An 18836-nucleotide genomic window follows, 5' to 3' on the forward strand; every position below is an offset into this window, starting at 1 on the left:
GATGCTTTTCAACCAAGCCTCACGCCTGGCCAAGATCACCAGCCCCCTGGGGCCGGATGTGCTGCTGCTCAATGAAATGGGCGGTGACGAAGAGTTGGGGCGGCTGTTCAGCTACGAGCTGCAACTGAACTCGCTGGACGCCAATATCGATCTCAACCAGTTGCTGGGCAAGCCGATGAGCGTCAGCCTGCAACTGGCGGATGGCGGCGAGCGGTATTTCCATGGGCTCGTCGCACGCTGCAGCCAGAACATCGACCAGGGCCAGTTCGCCAGTTACCAGGTGACCCTGCGCCCGTGGTTATGGCTGCTGAGCCGCACCTCCGACTGCCGGATTTTCCAGAACCTGAGCATCCCGCAGATCATCAAGCAGGTGTTCCGCGACCTGGGCTTTTCCGACTTCGAAGATGCCCTGAGCCGACCGTATCGCGAGTGGGAATACTGCGTGCAGTACCGCGAGACCAGCTTCGATTTCGTCAGCCGCCTGATGGAACAGGAAGGCATCTACTACTTCTTCCGTCACGAGCAGGACCGCCACGTGCTGGTGCTGGCCGACGCCTATGGCGCCCACGCCACGGTGCCCGGCTACACCTCGGTGCCCTACTACCCCAAGGACGAGCAGCAGCGCGAACGCGACCATATGCACAACTGGCACCTGGTGCAGCAAGTCCAGCCCGGTTCCCTTGAGCTCAACGACTACGACTTTCAGCGCCCCAGCGCCAGCATCGACGTGCGCTCGGCCATGCCGCGCCCGCACACCGCTGGCGACTATCCGCTGTACGACTACCCCGGCACCTACGTCAAAAGCGAAGACGGCGAACACTACGCACGCACCCGTATCGAAGCCCTGCAAACCCTGCACGAACAAGTGGAGTTCAGCGGCAACGCCCGGGGCCTGGGCTCCGGCCATCTGTTCAGCCTCACCGGCTTCAGCCGCCGCGACCAGAACCGCGAGTACCTGATCCTCGGCGCACGCTACTACATCACCCAGGAGCGCCTGGAATCAGGAGGCGGCGCGGCGTCGGCGCAGTTCGACAGCAGCCTGACCTGCATCGACGCTCAACAGAGCTTCCGTCCGCTGGCCAACACCCATCGGCCCATCGTCAAAGGCCCGCAGACCGCACTGGTGGTCGGGCCCAAGGGCGAGGAAATCTGGACCGACCAGTATGGCCGGGTAAAGGTGCATTTCTATTGGGACCGCCACGATCAGTCCAACGAAAACAGCTCCTGCTGGATTCGCGTGTCGCAATCCTGGGCCGGCAAAAACTGGGGTTCGATGCAGATCCCGCGCATCGGCCAGGAAGTGATTGTGAGCTTCCTTGAGGGCGACCCGGACCGGCCGATCATTACCGGGCGGGTGTACAACGCCGAACAGACAGTGCCCTACGACCTGCCGGAAAACGCCACCCAGAGCGGGATGAAAAGCCGCTCCAGCAAGGGCGGCAGCCCGGCGAACTTCAATGAAATCCGCATGGAGGACAAGAAGGGCCTGGAGCAGCTGTACATCCATGCCGAGCGCAATCAGGACATCGTGGTGGAGGTGGATGAAAGCCACTCGGTGGGGCATGACCGCAACAAGAGCATTGGGCATAACGAGACGGTGACTATTGGCAATAACCGCCTGCGCATCGTCAAGCAGGAAGACGTGCTCTCCGTTGGCCAGAAGAAGACCGACAGCATCAGCCAGAGCTATGTCATCGAGGTCGGCGAAAACCTGCGCCTGGTGTGCGGGGAAAGCATCCTCGAGTTGAACGCCAGCGGGCAGATCAACCTCACTGGCGTGCAAATCAGCTTCTACGCCAGCGGCGACGCCGAATTCAACACCGGCGGCGTGCTGCACCTCAACAACGGCGGCGGGCCTGGCGCCACACCGGATGGCCAAGGCATAAAAACCAGCATCGACGCCAATATCAAAGCCGCGTTCCCCGCGCCTAAAAGCTCCTGACGAGACCTGTTTGCCATGACGTACCGCATCAACGAATTCCAGTTTCAACTGCCCGCCGGCGAGCTGCAGGACGCGACGATCAATATCCTCAAGTTCCCGGAACTGGGGACTTCGCTGATCGTCAGCCGCAGCTTGCTGGCGGAAGGCGAAACCTTGCACAGCAACTTCGACGACCAGCTCAAGCGCCTGGAAAAACAGGTGCAGGACCTGCGCTGCCTGCCCAGCGTGCCGGTACGCCTGGGCGCCGCCCAGGAGGTCGAAGGGATCGAGCTGTGCAGCCAGTTCAACAAGGGCAACGACAAGGTGTTCCAGTACCAGTTGGCCCTGGTGTTGCCGGGGACGCGCAAGATGCTTGCCTTGAGTTATGTGAAGGCCGACAAGCTTGGTGATGCCGAGGCGGCGCATTGGGCGATCATCAAAAACTCGTTGTCGTTCGACGTGCCTGCGTGATGGGCATCCTGCATGTCTGACGCGTTATGGGCCGCCCGAATGGGCGATGCCATGGACCACACGTCGATGATGGCCGACATTCTCGGCGGCGTGCTGGAGGTGGCGGCGAACATCGCGATTACGGCGCTGGCCACCGCTGCAGTAGTCGCCGCCACCGGGATCACGGTTGTCACGGGCGGGCTGGGGTGCTTCCTCCTCGGCGCGGTCGTGGGCGTGGTCGTGGGGCTTGCGATGAGCAAGAGCGGGGCCGACAAGGGCCTGAGCAACTTATGCGAGGGCATCGGCAACGCGCTGTTCCCGCCGACGGTGCAGGCCAATATCCTCACCGGTTCCTTCGACACGTTTACCAACAACATCCCCTCGGCCCGTGCCGCCGGGGCGGTTGTGTCCCATGTGGCACCGGCCGGCACCGAGCTGGAAATGCAGGCGCCGGAAGAAGCGCCTGAAGCCGAAGCCAGTTACCTGGACATGGCAGGCGAGTTCTTCTCACAGATGTGGCGCCCCACCGTGGCTTCACCTGCGCCAGGCACAGAGACCAAGCCCGAAGACCTGGTGCTTTGCATGAAGCACCCACCGATGCCGCCACAGTTCATGGCCGAAGGCTCGGCCAAGGTGACCATCAACGGTCAGCCCGCGGTACGCAGTGGTGACCGCAGCACCTGCGATGCGAAAGTGGTGTCCTCCGGGCTGATCTCCTCCGACGTCACCATCGGCGGCGGTTCGGTGGTGGTGCGCGAGATTCGCAGCGGCAAGACCCCGGGGGTCGGGCTGGCCGTGACGGTGCTGCTGATGCTCAAGGGGGGCAAGGGCAAGTTCTTCAGCAAATTGCCGTGCATGCTGGTTGGCGGGGCGGTGTCGATGGCCGTCAGCAGTGCCATGGGTGCTGCGGCCAACGCGGCCATGGGCTCGTCGAACCCGGTACATGCGGCCACCGGGGCCAAGGTGCTCGGCGGCGATGACGATCTGGATTTCGTCCTGCCCGGCCTGTTGCCGATTGACTGGCAACGCATCTACAACAGCCGCGACGAACGCCAAGGCAGCTTGTTTGGCGCCGGTTGGAGCGTGCCCTACGAAATGTGCGTCGACGTGCTGCCCCACCCCGAAGGCGGCGATACGCTTGTCTACACCGATGAACAGGGCCGGCCTATCGACATGGGCTCGATTGCCTTGGGCGCCGCGGTGTTCAGCGCCGGTGAAGGGCTGGCGGTGCGGCGACACCTCAATGGGCATTTGCTGATAGAAAGCGATGACGGCGTTTACCGCCTGTTCGAACCTGCACCAGCAAATCCGTCGCGATTGCGCCTGAGCCAGCTCGGTGATCGCAATGACAACCGCATCCATCTCGACTACGACGATGCCGGATGCCTGGTTCGTCTGCGCGATACGTTTGATCTCGTGCAGGTTGAGCTGATCCGTGATCAAGGCCATCTGACCCACATCGAACGCTTGTACCCGGATCAACGCCGTGAAGTGCTGGTCAGCTATGACTATGACGCTGCGGATAACCTGACGCAGGTGCGCGACGCAACCGGCCAGGTACAACGGCGTTTTGCCTATGATTCCGGGCGCCGTATGGTCGAGCACCAGTTGCCGACAGGATTGCGCTGCTTCTATGACTGGGCGTTGATTGAAGGCCTGGAGTGGCGAGTGGTGCGGCACTGGACCGATGAGGGCGACACCTACCAATTCGACTATGACCTGCAAGCCGGCACCACACGCATCACCGATGGCTTGCAGCGCGTCAGCATCCGTCACTGGAACACTCAGCACCAGATCATTCAGTACAGCGACAACCTCGGCCAGACCTGGCTGTTCGAATGGAACGATGAGCGCCAATTACTCAACGCCACCGATCCACAGGGTGGGCGTTATGCCTACAGCTACGACGAGAGCGGCAACCTGATCGGCGAGACCGACCCGTTGGGCCGCAGCGATTCCACCTTGTGGCTGGAACACTGGGCGCTGCCGCTGGTGGAAACCGACGCTGCCGACAACAGCTGGCAGTATCGCTATGATCAGCGCGGCAACTGCATCGCCGAGACCGATCCGCTGGGCTATATCACCCGTTACCGCTATGACGCACACGGCCAAGTCGTCGAGATCATCGACGCCACCGGAAAAAGCAAAAAGCTGCGCTGGAACCCGTTTGGGCAGTTAGTCGAGCATATCGACTGCTCGGGCTACCCGACGCGTTTCAGCTACGACGAGCGGGGCTATTTGCAGGTCATCACCGATGCCCTCGGTGAACGCACGCAGTTCAGTTATGACGCACAGGGGCGCTTGCTCAGCAGCCAATTGCCGGATGGCCGCACCGAGCAATACCAGCGCGATGCCAGTGGGCAGTTGGTGGGCTATACCGACCCCGCCGGGCACACCACGCTCTATCAAAACAACCGGCGTGGCCAGGTGCGCCAGCGCACAGACGCCCATGGCCGGCAGGTGCAGTTCGGCTATGACAGCTACGGGCGGCTGCAAGCGCTGGTCAATGAGAACGGTGAAAGCTATCGGTTTGCGTGGGACGCAGGGGATCGGCTGACTGAACAGCAAGACCTCGATGGCAGCGCCAAGCGCTACGACTACGACTTACTCGACAACATCACGGCGGTGACTGCGATTCCAGCGCCTTACGGCAATGGCCTGGCGGTGGTCCCGGAGACGCTGCCGGCGCCCATCGTTCACCGACTGGAGCGCGATGCGGTCGGCCGACTGGTCGCCAAAACCACCGACGATGGCCGCACCGACTACAGCTACGATGCAGTCGATCAGCTCACAGCCGTCACCTTCACCGACTTGCAGGGCAAAACCCAAGCCTTGGCTTTCGCCTACGACGCTGTCGGCCAGTTGCTTGGCGAACAGAGTACCAGTGGCAACCTGCAACACCATTACGACGAACTCGGCAACCTGATCCAGACCCAACTGCCGGACGGCCGCTGGCTCAACCGCCTGTACTACGGCAGCGGCCACCTGCATCAAATCAACCTCGACGGCCAGGTCATCAGCGACTTCGAGCGCGACCGCCTGCACCGCGAAGTACTGCGCACCCAAGGCCAGCTCAGCACCCGAAGCGAATACGACCGTAGCGGTCGATTGCGCTCACGCCAACGCCGCCTTAACAGCCAACCATCGTTGATGCCCGCATCTGCGCAAAAGCAGTTCGAGTACGACCCCGCCGACAACCTGGTCGGCAAACTCGACCAGCAACCCGCGGCTCAACATCGCCAGTTGCTGCACTACGACGCCACCGGCCGGATTATCGCAAGCCAAGACAGCCTGCACGGCCAGCGCGAAACCTTCGCCTACGACGCCGCCGCCAATCTGCTGGACGGCCCACAGGCAGGCGCCGGGCTCGTGGTGCATAACAAGCTGCTGACTTATCAAGACAAGCGTTATCGCTACGATGCGTTTGGGCGGATGATCGAAAAGCGCAGCGCCAAGCGTGGTGTGCAGCGGTTTGCGTATGACGCGGAAAGTCGACTGGTTGAAGTGCGCAATGAAAACGACAGTGTGGTCAGGATGGCGTATGACCCGCTGGGACGGCGGGTTGAGAAAACCGAACATGGCAGTGATGGGTATCCACTGGGCGAAACCCGGTTCATGTGGGACGGGCTGCGTTTATTGCAGGAGCATAAACACAGCCAGTCCAGCCTGTACGTCTATGAAGATGAAGGCTACCAACCCCTGGCCCGCGTCGACGGTGCCGGACCGCTGCAAAAAATTCGTTATTACCACAACGACCTGAACGGCTTGCCGGAGCAGTTGACCGAGGCCGACGGGCATGATGTATGGCGAGCGACTTATCGGGTGTGGGGCAACACAGTCGAGGAGGTGCGCGAGCCCTACTACATTGAAGAGCAGAACCTGCGGTTTCAGGGGCAGTATCTGGACCGGGAGACGGGGCTGCATTTTAATACGTTCAGGTTTTATGATCCGGATGTGGGGCGGTTTATTACGCCAGATCCGATTGATCTAGCGGGAGGAATCAACAGCTATCAATATGCGCCCAACACCTTAGGTTGGATCGATCCCCTGGGATTAAAATCCTGCGGGGCGTCGTGGAAGAGTAGGCGTTCCTTCAAAAAGAATGATTCGGGCCTGAAAGACCATGCTCGTCGCCACTCCAATCTGTCACCTACGCAGTATCTCAAACGCGGTATAAAAAATATCACCCACGGGAAAGCCCTTAAAGGAGGAGGCAAAGCACCGGATGCGCGATACCACGTCCGGAAAACAGGAGAGGACGCTTATAGCGTGACCATTACTGATAAAAAGGGTCAAATACTCTCTATAGATACTTGGCAGAAGAGGGGGGGGCCAGTATGAATAAAGCGGATATCACTCATGGCCTTAGCCGTAGCGGTGTGACGCCTCAAAAGGGATTCTGGGAGAGTTTATAGTGACTCGGGCACGTATGGTTGAATTGAAAGAGGCCTTGGAACAGGCCGGCTGGGAAATATCAAACCCGGTTAGCGCCACTGATATATTTCAGACAAGTGACGACCAGATAACCTGGAAAATAAACAACCCAAAAACACAAAAATCCAGTATTTTTAACATTCTATTTATTTGATCATCTAGGTCGACAAACGCAACAACTATCAGATATTTTTTATGTAAAGGAAAGCACAACCGATCTAAAACTTTATTTTGAAAAAATCAACACTCCCACTTGGAAGTCTTCACTGAGATTTTTTGTGCGCAGCTTATACTAGGTGAAAAATAAGGGGACAAAAATAAGGGGGCAGATTTATTTAGAGCCAACCCCGAAAAATTACAGTATCGGGTAGTGGCCACAGTCAACAATGAAGGGGTCAGCATGCTCAACAATCATAAGGATATTTCTGACGTTGACTATAAAGAGACAGGGCTGAATGATGGCGTGCTGTCAAAAACGAATGAACCCAAGGCAAAAGGAATCGGTAACCGGTTGCTCGACAAATTCAATAAAACCATTACCTCCTTTCGAGTCGAGAAAAAAGGCCCGAACGGAAAGTGGAAGACATGCGGATAGCGGAAAATGGACCTGTTCAATCTCCTTTCATACAAGCTTGAAAATTTCCTGAACATCCGGCCATGCCCGACAGCGTTCGGTGATGTTTTTTACCAAGAAGATGAGCCTTCTCTACTCTCTGTCGCCGCCAGAAAGCTCAACGGGACTACGCTTTATGTGAGCCGCTGGCATGACCTGTTTTCCATCAGTACCTTCGAAAAAGCCATGTCGAAGCTCGGTTTCACAGAACCGGACTGTTATGCCCTCCTGTCAGTCCTGTCACGCTTCGGTTATTTACTTGAAATAGACAACCGTCAACGGACCAATAAAGACTACTTTATCTTCTTCTATACAATTCAATTGATCACTTTGAAAAACAATCAGATCGATGCGAATGAAAAATTCAGAAACCACATACTCAAATTCCTGCTTTTCGAGCTGAGCATTGAAGACGAAATTTATAAGCGTTTCAGCATCGAAAACAATAAACTGATAATAAATGCAGATATTTTAGGGCCAACCCCCCTACTGGATGTTATTGACCTTATTTATCAGGCAATCAAGGCCGACGACCGAAAAGAAAATGTACTTTTTAGCGTCTTAAAAGACTACCAAAAAAGTATCGTTACACTACTGACAAAGCCCAACGATACGAATTATCGTTTCCGCTTTAATGATTGCTACAGCGAGTTCATGTATCCCGATGTATTTCTGCATGCTTACGCTAACGACAGGAAAACGTTATTTGACGCTATCGTTGATACGGTAAACCCACTTCAATCCACACATAATCTTTTTGTTTCCAACATCATCCTGATGAATTACGCCTTTTATATTATTAAAAACAAACCTCAAGAAATACTGAGACTTAAAAAGCATACCCGTGATAAAGCCGTGTTCGAAAAACTGGTGCAAGCAATCGTCTCTCGCCGAATGTCTGTCAAAAAAGAATGCTTCAGGAATATCCTGACAGATCACGATCTTTCCTCGATAAACGATAGCCCAACCGAGTTCTACAACATTTTATATTCGCTATAGCCGCTACGCCGTCAAAGCCATTGGATTGTCTGGGCGATCCTATCCTGATCAAGCGCCTGAGGACCGCATTGACCTGTATGCCTTAAAACACAAGGATCCTGTGACTATGGAAGGTAACCTGCTAAACACCGACTGGCTCAGCAGAGCAGTCTATGTCTGACGCGTTATGGGCCGCCCGAATGGGCGATGCCATGGACCACACGTCGATGATGGCCGACATTCTCGGCGGCGTGCTGGAGGTGGCGGCGAACATCGCGATTACGGCGCTGGCCACCGCTGCAGTAGTCGCCGCCACCGGGATCACGGTTGTCACGGGCGGGCTGGGGTGCTTCCTCCTCGGCGCGGTCGTGGGCGTGGTCGTGGGGCTTGCGATGAGCAAGAGCGGGGCCGACAAGGGCCTGAGCAATTTATGCGAGGGCATCGGCAACGCGCTGTTCCCGCCGACGGTGCAGGCCAATATCCTCACCGGTTCCTTCGACACGTTTACCAATAACATCCCCTCGGCCCGTGCCGCCGGGGCGGTTGTGTCCCATGTGGCACCGGCCGGCACCGAGCTGGAAATGCAGGCGCCGGAAGAAGCGCCTGAAGCCGAAGCCAGTTACCTGGACATGGCAGGCGAGTTCTTCTCACAGATGTGGCGCCCCACCGTGGCTTCACCTGCGCCAGGCACAGAGACCAAGCCCGAAGACCTGGTGCTTTGCATGAAGCACCCACCGATGCCGCCACAGTTCATGGCCGAAGGCTCGGCCAAGGTGACCATCAACGGCCAGCCCGCGGTACGCAGCGGTGACCGCAGCACCTGCGATGCGAAAGTGGTGTCCTCCGGGCTGATCTCCTCCGACGTCACCATCGGCGGCGGTTCGGTGGTGGTACGCGAAATTCGCAGCGGCAAGACCCCGGGGGTCGGGCTGGCCGTGACGGTGCTGCTGATGCTCAAGGGGGGCAAGGGCAAGTTCTTCAGCAAATTGCCGTGCATGCTGGTTGGCGGGGCGGTGTCGATGGCCGTCAGCAGTGCCATGGGTGCTGCGGCCAACGCGGCCATGGGCTCGTCGAACCCGGTACATGCGGCCACCGGGGCCAAGGTGCTCGGCGGCGATGATGATCTGGATTTCGTCCTGCCCGGCCTGTTGCCGATTGACTGGCAACGCGTCTACAACAGCCGCGACGAACGCCAAGGCAGCTTGTTTGGCGCCGGTTGGAGCGTGCCCTACGAAGTGTGCGTCGACGTGCTGCCCCACCCCGAAGGCGGCGATACGCTTGTCTACACCGACGAACAGGGCCGGCCCATCGACATGGGCACCATCCCCTTGGGCGGCGCGGTGTTCAGTGCCGGTGAAGGGCTTGCTGTACGGCGCCACCGCGATGGGCCGTTACTGATTGAAAGCGACGATGGTGTGTATCGCCTGTTCGAAGCCACCCCGGCAAACCCGTCGCGATTGCGCCTGAGCCAACTGGGTGACCGCAACGACAACCGCATCTACCTTGATTATGACGAGGCCGGAAGCCTGGTGCGGCTGCGCGACACCTTCGACCTGGTGCAGGTCGAACTGATCCGCGACCCGCTCCACGTAACCCGCATCGAGCGCGTGTACCCCGATCAACGCCGAGAAGTGCTCGTCAGCTATGGTTACGACGCCATCGGCAACCTGGCCGAGGTACGCGATGCCAGCGGCCAGGTGCAACGGCGCTTCGCCTACAACACCGGGCAGCGCATGGTGGAACACCAACTGCCCACCGGCTTGCACTGCTTCTACGAGTGGGCCCTGATGGATGGCCAGGAATGGCGGGTGGTCAAGCACTGGACCAATGAAGGCGATGCTTACCGGTTCGACTATGACCTGCTGGCCGGCACCACACGCATTACCGACAGCTTGCAGCGTGTCAGCACCCGGCACTGGAACAGCCAGCACCAGATTACCCGCTACAGTGACAACCTCGGCCAGACCTGGCTGTTCGAATGGAACGACGAGCGTCAATTGCTCAACGCCACCGACCCTCAGGGCGGCCGCTATGAATACAGCTACGACGAGGCCGGCAACCTCATCGGCGAAACCGACCCACTGGGGCGCAGCGACTCGACGTTATGGCTCGAGCACTGGGCCCTGCCGTTGGTGCAAACCGACGCCGCCGGCAACAGCTGGCGCTACCGCTATGATCAGCGCGGCAACTGCACCGTCGCCATTGACCCGCTGGGCCATGTCACCCGTTATCGCTATGACGCCCATGGCCAAGTCGTCGAGATCATCGACGCCACGGGCAAAAGCAAAAAACTGCGCTGGAACCCGCTCGGGCAACTGCTCGAGCACGTCGACTGCTCGGGTTACCCGACACGGTTCAGCTACAACGAACAGGGCTTTTTGCAAGTCATCACCGACGCCCTCGGCGAACGTACCCAATTCCACTATGACGCCCAAGGCCGCCTGCTCAGCAGCCAATTACCCGACGGTCGTCGCGAGCAGTACCAGCGAGATATCAGCGGCCAACTGACCGCTTACACCGACCCGGCCGGCCACACCACACACTATCAACACAACCGTCGCGGCCAGGTGCGCCAACGCACCGATGCCCATGGCCGGCAGGTGCAGTTCGGGTATGACAGCTTTGGTCGGCTGCAGGCGCTGATCAACGAGAACGGCGAACGTTATCGGTTTGTCTGGGATGATGGGGATCGGTTGACGGAGCAGCAAGATCTCGACGGCAGCGCCAAGCGCTACAGCTACGACCGCCTGGACAACGTCACCACCATGACCGCCCTGGCGGCACCTTACGGCACAGGCATGGCCGTGGTCCCCGAGACGCCGCCCGCCCCCATCGTGCATCGACTGGAACGCGATGCGGTTGGCCGATTGATTGCCAAAACCACCGAAGATGGCCGTACCGACTACACCTACGATCCATTGGACCAGCTTACGGACGTGTCCTTCACCGACCTGCAGGGCAATGCCCAAGCCTTGAGCTTTGCCTATGACGCGGTTGGCCAATTGCTCACCGAACGCAGCTCGGCCGGCGAACTGCAGCACCACTACGATGAACTCGGCAACCTGATCCAGAGCCAACTGCCGGACGGCCGCTGGCTCAACCGCCTGTACTACGGCAGCGGCCATCTGCACCAGATCAACCTCGACGGCCAACTCATCAGTGACTTTGAGCGCGACCGCCTGCACCGCGAAGTCCTGCGCACCCAAGGCCAGATCAGCACCCGCAGCGAGTACGACCGCAGCGGCCGCCTGCGCGCGCGCCAACGCCGCCACACCAGCCAGCCGGCGTTGTTGCCGGCGGCGGTACAGAAGCACTTCGAATACGACCCCGCCGACAACCTGATCGGCAAGCTCGACCAGCAACCCTCTACGCAGCATCGCCAACTGCTGCACTACGACGCCACCGGCCGCGTCATCGCCAGCCAGGACAGCCTGCACGGCCAGCGCGAAACCTTCGCCTACGACGCGGCCGCCAACCTGTTGGACGGCCCACAGTCCGGGGCCGGGCTGGTGGTGCATAACAAGCTGCTGACCTATCAGGACAAACGCTACCGCTACGATGCCTTTGGCCGGATGATCGAAAAACGCAGCGGCGCCCGTGGCGTACAATACTTTGCCTACGACGCCGAAAGCCGGCTGATTGAAGTGCGCAATGAAGGCGGCAGCGTGGTGCGCATGGCCTACGACCCGCTGGGCCGACGCATCGGAAAAACCGAACATGACAGCAATGGCTATCCACTGGGCGAAACCCAGTTCATGTGGGACGGTTTACGCCTGTTACAGGAGCAAAAGCACAGCCAGACCAGCCTTTACCTCTATGAAGACGAAGGCTACCAACCCCTGGCCCGCGTCGATGGCATCGGGGCGCTGCAAAAAATTCGCTATTACCACAACGACCTCAATGGCTTGCCGGAGCAACTGACCGAGGCTGATGGGCACACCCTGTGGCAGGCGACTTATCGGGTGTGGGGCAATACCGTGGAGGAGGTGCGGGAGCCTTACTTTATTGAAGAGCAGAACCTGAGGTTCCAGGGGCAGTACCTGGATCGGGAGACGGGGCTGCATTTCAATACGTTCAGGTTTTATGATCCGGATGTGGGGCGGTTTACTACGCCGGATCCGATTGGGTTGGCGGGAGGTCTAAACACCTATGCCTACTCACCCAACCCATTCATGTGGTCAGACCCCTTGGGCCTGGCAGCCTGCGCCAAGAAAGTGGACGCCCTGCGTAACGGCCCTCAAAAAACCGTCGTAAAAGTGAAAACTAAAAAAGAAGCGAACGAGTTATTGAAAGAAGCATTTCCAAACAGCCAAAAAGTCAGAGGCATAGGATCGCAAGACGCCCAAGGTATAAGAAAGAAAAACAAGATGGACCAATTCAAAAAGAGAGATGGAAAAGTACGATACAGAAAAGATTATCCCATTAATAAAGAAACAGGTCGTGTTTATGGCCACGACGATCCGAAAGGTACAGGCCACGGTGAACTACCGCACGTCAACATTAAGCGCGCCGATGGCACAATGGTCCGCATTGATATTACAGGTTAGAGTATGAACAATCTCATAGAGGCACTCAACGCTGGGAAACGCCGAGGCTACGAGGAAAGACGTGAAATAGATGGGGCCTCATTTCTATTTCAATACGCCATAAAAAAACAGAACAATCTGTATTACACCTATTTTTTCTCAATAGACGAGTCCCAAATGGAAGTCATTGAAGATGATGAAAACGAAGAAATACTGACATTTCCGAGTCTCGATGAAGCATTGAGTCACTTAATCAGCAGAGGTGCCATAGTGGAGAAACTTTCAGCCATCAAAAACACCTTGCCTTTTTAAGAGCAAAGTGGCCAGCTGATAGTAAGCGAGCAAACTTACCAAAGGGGAAAACGGGACTATTTTATTTAAAGTCCATTACACTCCAATCCCCATGATTTCATTCATAGAAATCAACCTTGGCAGGTGAAATTTGTGAATATAAAAGAGATTATTGAACTGGACTTTTCTAAAATAGAAGGCGTGGATCAACTGTACGTAGCTCTTGCTGAAAAAATCGGGTTCCCTGAGGACTATGGCAAAAATGTCGATACAGTAATTGACTGCTTATTTGGTTTACGCTATCCCGAGGATAGGTATGACCATAATAAATTCAGACCTAACAGAAAAATAACAACTCATACAAAAAACATCACGAACGCTCAAAAACAAACGACAGAATCACTTATTCTTATCATTTAATTCGTAAATTACAAATGCCAATTCAAAGAAACTCCCGCATTAACCTTTTTACTCCTTGAGCGCTGCCCCTTAAAATTCTCAATTATTCCGCCGGGCACAGGAAAAAGCTTAAATATTTATTTAAGATATTTAGAGATAACCTGACAGATCACGATCCTCATTTGATAAAGTGCTGTGATATTCGTCCCGTCCAACACGGAAATTTTTATGCCCCTTGACTTTATGGCAGCAGAAAATCAGAAAGACATTAATGAGAACACTCCAGTTTTTTGCTTGAGTGAATCTACCCATGGCGCTCTTATGGGCGCATCAGCACCAAGAAAAGATTTCCCAAAGACGCACAAATTTTCTGATTATTACGCCGACACAAGTATTCTATTCGGCGAAATTCTACCTTTAGTGACTGAAATCGAAAAAGCGACAAAGTTAAAAAACTTAAACTCCAGCGAATTGAAAGATCTAGTCAAGTTCCTTCAAAGTGCTTATAGCAAAAAACTGAATGTTTTTATTTATTGCGACTAACCCAATTCATGACGGATCTGACAGCACCTAAGCCCGGCGATTTATTTTACTTTCCGGCCGTCAATGCAAACGATGAACCGGGCTTCGTGATCGCACGCTACATTGAGCTCATACCACCAGCGCTCGGCCATTTGATCGAGGTGTTCGCCCATTTTTGTACAAAGATCCCTGCCTCTATCGAGGATAGTAGACACGTCGCGCCGATTATTCAGGCCGATATTCTGCAGCCTGCGCTCGTCGGGCATTCCAAGCTGGAAGATACTTTTCAGTGATCCGGGGTATAAAAAACCCAACTCCCATTACGACAAAATCCAATTTGCCTTTATAAAGGCGAATCTGGATGGGTGGTACCAGCCATCCAGCGACCGCAGAACAACTTTCGGGGATAGAGCATTCCCCCTGTTGGCGAAGGGACCATGTTGTTTTTCGCGTAATTACTCATCTACGAGAAGCCATCGGGGAAAACGAATGCATGGGGCACTTTGATTTACCGGAAGACTTGCGAGCTGATAGAAACATTGGACTTGAACGTGTAAACAAGGCAGCGTACAGCATGCAGTTGCTGTTCAAGAGCAAATAAAAATGGGCACCCAACCCAGTCGGCGTGCCCATTTTTCATACCTCCCCGCCTCCCTTCGAGACGGTGCCGTGCTTACGGGTTGACGCTGTCTTTAAGCGACTTGCCCGGTTTGAACGCTACGGTGTTGCTCGCCTTGATTTTCACCGGCTCGCCGGTTTGCGGGTTTTTGCCGGTGCGGGCGCCGCGGTGGCGCTGCAGGAAGGTGCCGAAACCAACCAGGGTGACGCTGTCCTTGCGGTGCAAGGCGCCAGTGATTTCTTCAAGAACGGCGTTGAGGACGCGGTTGGCCTGTTCTTTGGTCAGGTCTGCTTTTTCTGCAATGGCGGCTGCGAGTTCTGGTTTACGCATAGGTGAAGCCTCTTTGACGGTTTTTTGTTGTTATGTCCGTGCTGCTCTCTGCTGGAGCAGCGCCAAGGCGCCGCAGGCTCTACTCTGCGGCAGACGGGAGTGAGAATGGCATGCCATTGGTGCCTGCGCCAGTCTCGCGGCGACCTTTCTAGGGGGAAAAAGGTGCTTATTCCGACAGAACGACCAGCATTTACGCCAGCAGAGGCGGAAGTTCCTTATTTAGGGCCAGTTTTTCCATGACCGCAGTGCCCGTCAGCGCGTAACCCAGCAGGCGCCCGCTGGCATCGCGGCACAAGGCCTTGATGTCACCGCCCTGCCCCTCGACGCTCCACACGCCTTCAAGGCCCCGTGGTGGCGGCGAGACTACCAGTGGGCACGCCGGGGTTTTCACCGTGACGGGCATCGGCCCGTAGTTGACCGCCGTGGCGTTGCCCGCCAGGGTCTGGGCCAGGGCGCGGGCGCAGCTCATCAGGGGCATGACGTACAGCAGGTTCAGGCCATCGACCTCGGCGCAGTCGCCCAGGGCGTAGATATTGGCGTGGGAGGTCTTGAGGTGGCGGTCAACCATGATTCCACGGTTGATTTGCAGGCCGGCCGCAGCCGCCAGGTCCACCCGTGGGCGCAAGCCAATGGCGGAGACCACCAGGTCGCATTCGATCACCGTGCCATCGGACAGATGGGCTTCCAGGCCGTCCACCGTGCGTTGCAGGCGGTTGAGCACCGGCCCCAGGTGGAAGCGTGCGCCCAGGCCTTCCAGCCCGGCCTGTACTGCTGCGGCCGCGGCCGGGTGCAGCAGGGTCGGCATGACTTGCTCGCACGGTGCCACCAGGTCGATGGTGTAGCCGCCCAGGATCAAGTCGTTGGCAAACTCACAGCCGATCAGGCCCGCGCCCAACAGCAGCACACGGCGCTTGCCGGCAGCGGCGTGGCGAAAGCGCGCGTAGTCTTCCAGGTCGTTGATCGGGAAAATCAGATCAGCGGCATCGCCCTCGACCGGTACCTGTACCGTCTGGGCGCCCCAGGCAAGGATCAGGTCGCGGTAGACCACCGCCTCCTCGCCGATCCACAGGCGCTTGTGGCCAGGGTCGATGCCGCTGATGCGGGTATGGGTGCGCACTTCGGCCTTGAGTTGCTCGGCCATCGCGCCAGGGGTCGCCATGCTCAGGCCATCGGCGTCCTTGTTTTTGCCAAAGCCGGTGGAGAGCATGGGTTTGGAGTAGGAGCGCCCGTCATCCGCGGTGATCAGCAACAACGGAGTTTCGCTGTCGAGTTTACGAAACTCCCGAGCCAGGTTGTAACCGGCCAAGCCCGTACCGATGATCACGACAGGTGCGCTCATTCCATTCTCCTTGTAGTACGTTTCTTAAATTCAGCGAATCAACCGATTTCGATCATTTCGAAATCCATTTTGCCGACGCCGCAGTCCGGGCACAGCCAGTCTTCCGGGACGTCCTGCCACAGGGTGCCGGGGGCGATCCCGTCATCCGGCCATCCGTCCGCTTCGTTGTAGATCAGGCCACAGACTACACATTGCCACTTCTTCATTACTTACTTCCTCAGGGTCCAGGCGTACTGGCCGACAGTCGATAGATCCAGCATTGCTGTCCGGCTCAGGGCGTTTTGTACTGATCGGGGCGCCCAGATGCAAGCACGTTCGACCCAATGTCCTGGCGCAACCCGCCAAAAATCCGGGTGAGCATGGTAAGCTCGGCGCCTCATTAACTGCCAATAATGACTCCCCGTGCCGCATTCGATTGCCGTTCCCGATGCTTGCCAATGGCTGAACCAGAGCCTTCTGCACCCCCTGCCCACGCCTCCTGCCCTCGACTGGCTGTTCGATGAGGGCTCGCTGACCCGCCGCCTGACGCACCTGTCCAACGACGGCTTCAGTGTCACGCCATTGTACGAAGGCTGGCAGCCCCTGCGAGACGACGAATGCGCCGCCCTCGACCTACCCGTCGCCAGTATTGGCTGGGTGCGCGAGGTGTATTTACGCGGTCACGGCCAGGCCTGGGTCTTCGCCCGCAGCGTTGCAGCGCGCAGTGCCTTGCAGGGCGATGGCTTGCATATGGATGAGTTGGGCAGCCGCTCCCTGGGTGAGCTGCTGTTCTGTGACCGGGCCTTCAGCCGCCAGGCCATCGAAGTCTGCCATTACCCACGGGCCTGGCTGCCGAAGGCAGATCAGGCCAGTGGCTTATGGGCGCGGCGCTCGCGTTTTGATCGCGGGGCGTTGAGCGTGTTGGTGGCGGAAGTGTTCCTGCCGAGCCTGTGGCAAGCGGTGCAGCAATCTGCGGAGAATGGCTGATGTACCAGCGCCTGCTCCAATCCCTGAACCGCCTGAACCCACGGGCCTGGGACTTCGTGCAACTGACGCGGATGGACAAGCCCATCGGCATCTATCTGCTGCTGTGGCCCACCCTCTGGGCGTTGTGGATTGCCGGCAAGGGCTCACCTTCGTTGAGCAATATCGTGATCTTCGTGCTCGGCGTCGCGCTGACCCGAGCCGGGGGTTGCGTGATCAATGACTGGGCTGACCGCAAGGTCGACGGCCACGTGAAGCGCACCGCGCAACGCCCGTTGGCGAGCGGCAAGATCAGCTCGAAAGAAGCCCTGGTGTTTTTTGCCGTATTGATGAGCATCAGCTTTGTGCTGGTGCTGCTGACCAACGCCGCGACCATCTGGCTGTCCCTGGGCGGCCTGGCGCTGGCGGTCAGCTACCCGTTCATGAAGCGCTACACCTATTACCCGCAAGTGGTGCTGGGCGCGGCGTTTTCCTGGGGCATGCCCATGGCGTTTACCGCCGAGACCGGCAGCCTGCCGGCCATTGCGTGGTTGCTGTATATCGCCAACCTGCTGTGGACGGTGGCCTACGACACCTATTACGCGATGACTGACCGCGATGATGATTTGAAAATCGGCGTCAAATCCACCGCGATCCTGTTTGGCGATGCCGACAGGATGATCATCCTTACCCTGCAGGGGTTGGCGCTGCTCTGCCTGCTGCTGGCGGGCTCACGCTTCGAGCTGGGCGGTTGGTTCCACCTGGGGTTGCTGGCGGCAGCAGGGTGTTTTGCCTGGGAGTTCTGGTACACCCGGGATCGGGACCGGATGAAGTGCTTCAAGGCGTTTTTGCACAACCATTGGGCAGGGCTGGCGATCTTCCTCGGGATTGTCGCTGACTACGCCCTGCGATAACCGTGGCGAGCGGGCCGCACCCTCATCACGAGGAGCCCGCATGCCACAGTAATGGCTTAGGGTTTGGCGATCTTCCAGGCGCCGTCCATTTTGCCGTCGCCGGTCGCGTCGCCAGCTTTTTTGTCCATGATGAAGGTGTACAGCGGCTTGCCGCCATAGGCCCACTGGCTGGTGTTGTCGTCACGGGTGATCACGGTCCACTTGCCCATCGGTTTATCGGTGGACTCGGCCTTCAACGGCGGCCAGTTGGTCGCGCACTTGTCATTGCACATGGACTTGCCGTCGGCATCCTTGGCGAAGGTGTAGAGGGTCATCTCCTTGTGATCCACCAACATCCCGTCTTTAGTCATGGCGGGCTCTGCCGCGAAAGCCAGTGTTGGCAGGGTCAACGCCGCTGTGACCAGCAGGGCTTTCCAGGAAAAAGTACGTTGATTCATCGGAACCTTCCTTTTGCGGTTGTCAGGATTCGGACTCAAAGCGTAGTTCAGGACCACGCCTATTGCGCAGGCCAGTAAAATACTGTCACACGACTGCAATAATTCCGTTATCTAATGCGGC

At 57.5% G+C, this 18836-nt stretch carries 16 protein-coding genes; 12 read left to right on the forward strand and 4 right to left on the reverse strand.

What is annotated here, in order from left to right:
- The first annotated feature begins 1 nt into the window (after nucleotide 1).
- The 10 genes from PSH80_RS26545 (at nucleotide 2) to PSH80_RS26590 (ending at nucleotide 14427) form a co-directional block, all read left to right on the forward strand.
- The gene (locus PSH80_RS26545) at nucleotides 2-1942 is read left to right on the forward strand and encodes a type VI secretion system Vgr family protein (protein WP_057961028.1); all 1941 of its coding nucleotides are present in this window, start codon (nucleotides 2-4) and stop codon (nucleotides 1940-1942) included.
- Between the two features lie 15 nt (nucleotides 1943-1957).
- The gene (locus PSH80_RS26550) at nucleotides 1958-2392 is read left to right on the forward strand and encodes a DcrB-related protein (RefSeq protein WP_057961029.1); all 435 of its coding nucleotides are present in this window, start codon (nucleotides 1958-1960) and stop codon (nucleotides 2390-2392) included.
- A gap of 12 nt (nucleotides 2393-2404) precedes the next feature.
- Nucleotides 2405-6712, forward strand: coding sequence for an RHS repeat-associated core domain-containing protein (locus PSH80_RS26555; RefSeq protein ID WP_305418685.1), 4308 nt, complete (start codon nucleotides 2405-2407; stop codon nucleotides 6710-6712).
- A 493-nt stretch (nucleotides 6713-7205) separates the two neighbouring features.
- Nucleotides 7206-7400: a hypothetical protein gene (locus tag PSH80_RS26560; RefSeq protein WP_186626333.1), complete on the forward strand. Its 195-nt coding sequence runs from the start codon at nucleotides 7206-7208 to the stop codon at nucleotides 7398-7400.
- A gap of 6 nt (nucleotides 7401-7406) precedes the next feature.
- Nucleotides 7407-8417: a hypothetical protein gene (locus tag PSH80_RS26565; protein ID WP_252117148.1), complete on the forward strand. Its 1011-nt coding sequence runs from the start codon at nucleotides 7407-7409 to the stop codon at nucleotides 8415-8417.
- A 152-nt stretch (nucleotides 8418-8569) separates the two neighbouring features.
- Nucleotides 8570-12943: an RHS repeat-associated core domain-containing protein gene (locus PSH80_RS26570; protein WP_305418686.1), complete on the forward strand. Its 4374-nt coding sequence runs from the start codon at nucleotides 8570-8572 to the stop codon at nucleotides 12941-12943.
- 3 nt (nucleotides 12944-12946) lie between these two features.
- Entirely contained in the window at nucleotides 12947-13234 is a 288-nt protein-coding gene (locus tag PSH80_RS26575; protein ID WP_128593294.1) for a hypothetical protein, read from the forward strand.
- Nucleotides 13235-13366: 132 nt separating this feature from the next.
- Nucleotides 13367-13633, forward strand: a complete 267-nt coding sequence (locus PSH80_RS26580; RefSeq protein ID WP_162947778.1) for a barstar family protein — start codon at nucleotides 13367-13369, stop codon at nucleotides 13631-13633.
- Nucleotides 13634-13840: 207 nt separating this feature from the next.
- Entirely contained in the window at nucleotides 13841-14155 is a 315-nt protein-coding gene (locus PSH80_RS26585) for a hypothetical protein (RefSeq protein ID WP_120734352.1), read from the forward strand.
- 8 nt (nucleotides 14156-14163) lie between these two features.
- The gene (locus tag PSH80_RS26590; RefSeq protein WP_225923827.1) at nucleotides 14164-14427 is read left to right on the forward strand and encodes a hypothetical protein; all 264 of its coding nucleotides are present in this window, start codon (nucleotides 14164-14166) and stop codon (nucleotides 14425-14427) included.
- 380 nt (nucleotides 14428-14807) lie between these two features.
- On the opposite strand, the gene PSH80_RS26595 is transcribed toward PSH80_RS26590, so the two are convergent.
- From PSH80_RS26595 to PSH80_RS26605, 3 genes are all read right to left on the reverse strand, one after another.
- Nucleotides 14808-15083 carry an HU family DNA-binding protein gene (locus tag PSH80_RS26595; protein ID WP_003213368.1) on the reverse strand — a complete coding sequence of 92 codons (276 nt, stop codon included), beginning with the start codon at nucleotides 15081-15083 and terminating at the stop codon, nucleotides 14808-14810.
- A gap of 190 nt (nucleotides 15084-15273) precedes the next feature.
- Complete coding sequence (locus PSH80_RS26600) at nucleotides 15274-16422, reverse strand: NAD(P)/FAD-dependent oxidoreductase (protein WP_057961176.1); 1149 nt, start codon at nucleotides 16420-16422, stop codon at nucleotides 15274-15276.
- 38 nt (nucleotides 16423-16460) lie between these two features.
- The gene (locus PSH80_RS26605; RefSeq protein WP_032856748.1) at nucleotides 16461-16628 is read right to left on the reverse strand and encodes a rubredoxin; all 168 of its coding nucleotides are present in this window, start codon (nucleotides 16626-16628) and stop codon (nucleotides 16461-16463) included.
- Between the two features lie 196 nt (nucleotides 16629-16824).
- Here PSH80_RS26605 and PSH80_RS26610 point away from each other — a divergent pair, with 196 nt between their 5' ends.
- Nucleotides 16825-17388 (forward strand): chorismate lyase, encoded by a 564-nt coding sequence (locus PSH80_RS26610; RefSeq protein ID WP_115129297.1) that lies wholly within the window; start codon nucleotides 16825-16827, stop codon nucleotides 17386-17388.
- Nucleotides 17388-18278 (forward strand): 4-hydroxybenzoate octaprenyltransferase, encoded by an 891-nt coding sequence (ubiA, locus tag PSH80_RS26615; RefSeq protein ID WP_216312015.1) that lies wholly within the window; start codon nucleotides 17388-17390, stop codon nucleotides 18276-18278. Before PSH80_RS26610 ends, ubiA begins: the two co-directional genes overlap by 1 nt.
- A 56-nt stretch (nucleotides 18279-18334) precedes the next feature.
- On the opposite strand, the gene PSH80_RS26620 is transcribed toward ubiA, so the two are convergent.
- Nucleotides 18335-18715, reverse strand: coding sequence for a hypothetical protein (locus PSH80_RS26620; protein WP_057444223.1), 381 nt, complete (start codon nucleotides 18713-18715; stop codon nucleotides 18335-18337).
- Between the last annotated feature and the right edge of the window lie 121 nt (nucleotides 18716-18836).

The organism is Pseudomonas sp. FP818 (genome assembly GCF_030687335.1).
Taxonomy (GTDB): Bacteria; Pseudomonadota; Gammaproteobacteria; order Pseudomonadales; family Pseudomonadaceae; genus Aquipseudomonas; species Aquipseudomonas shahriarae.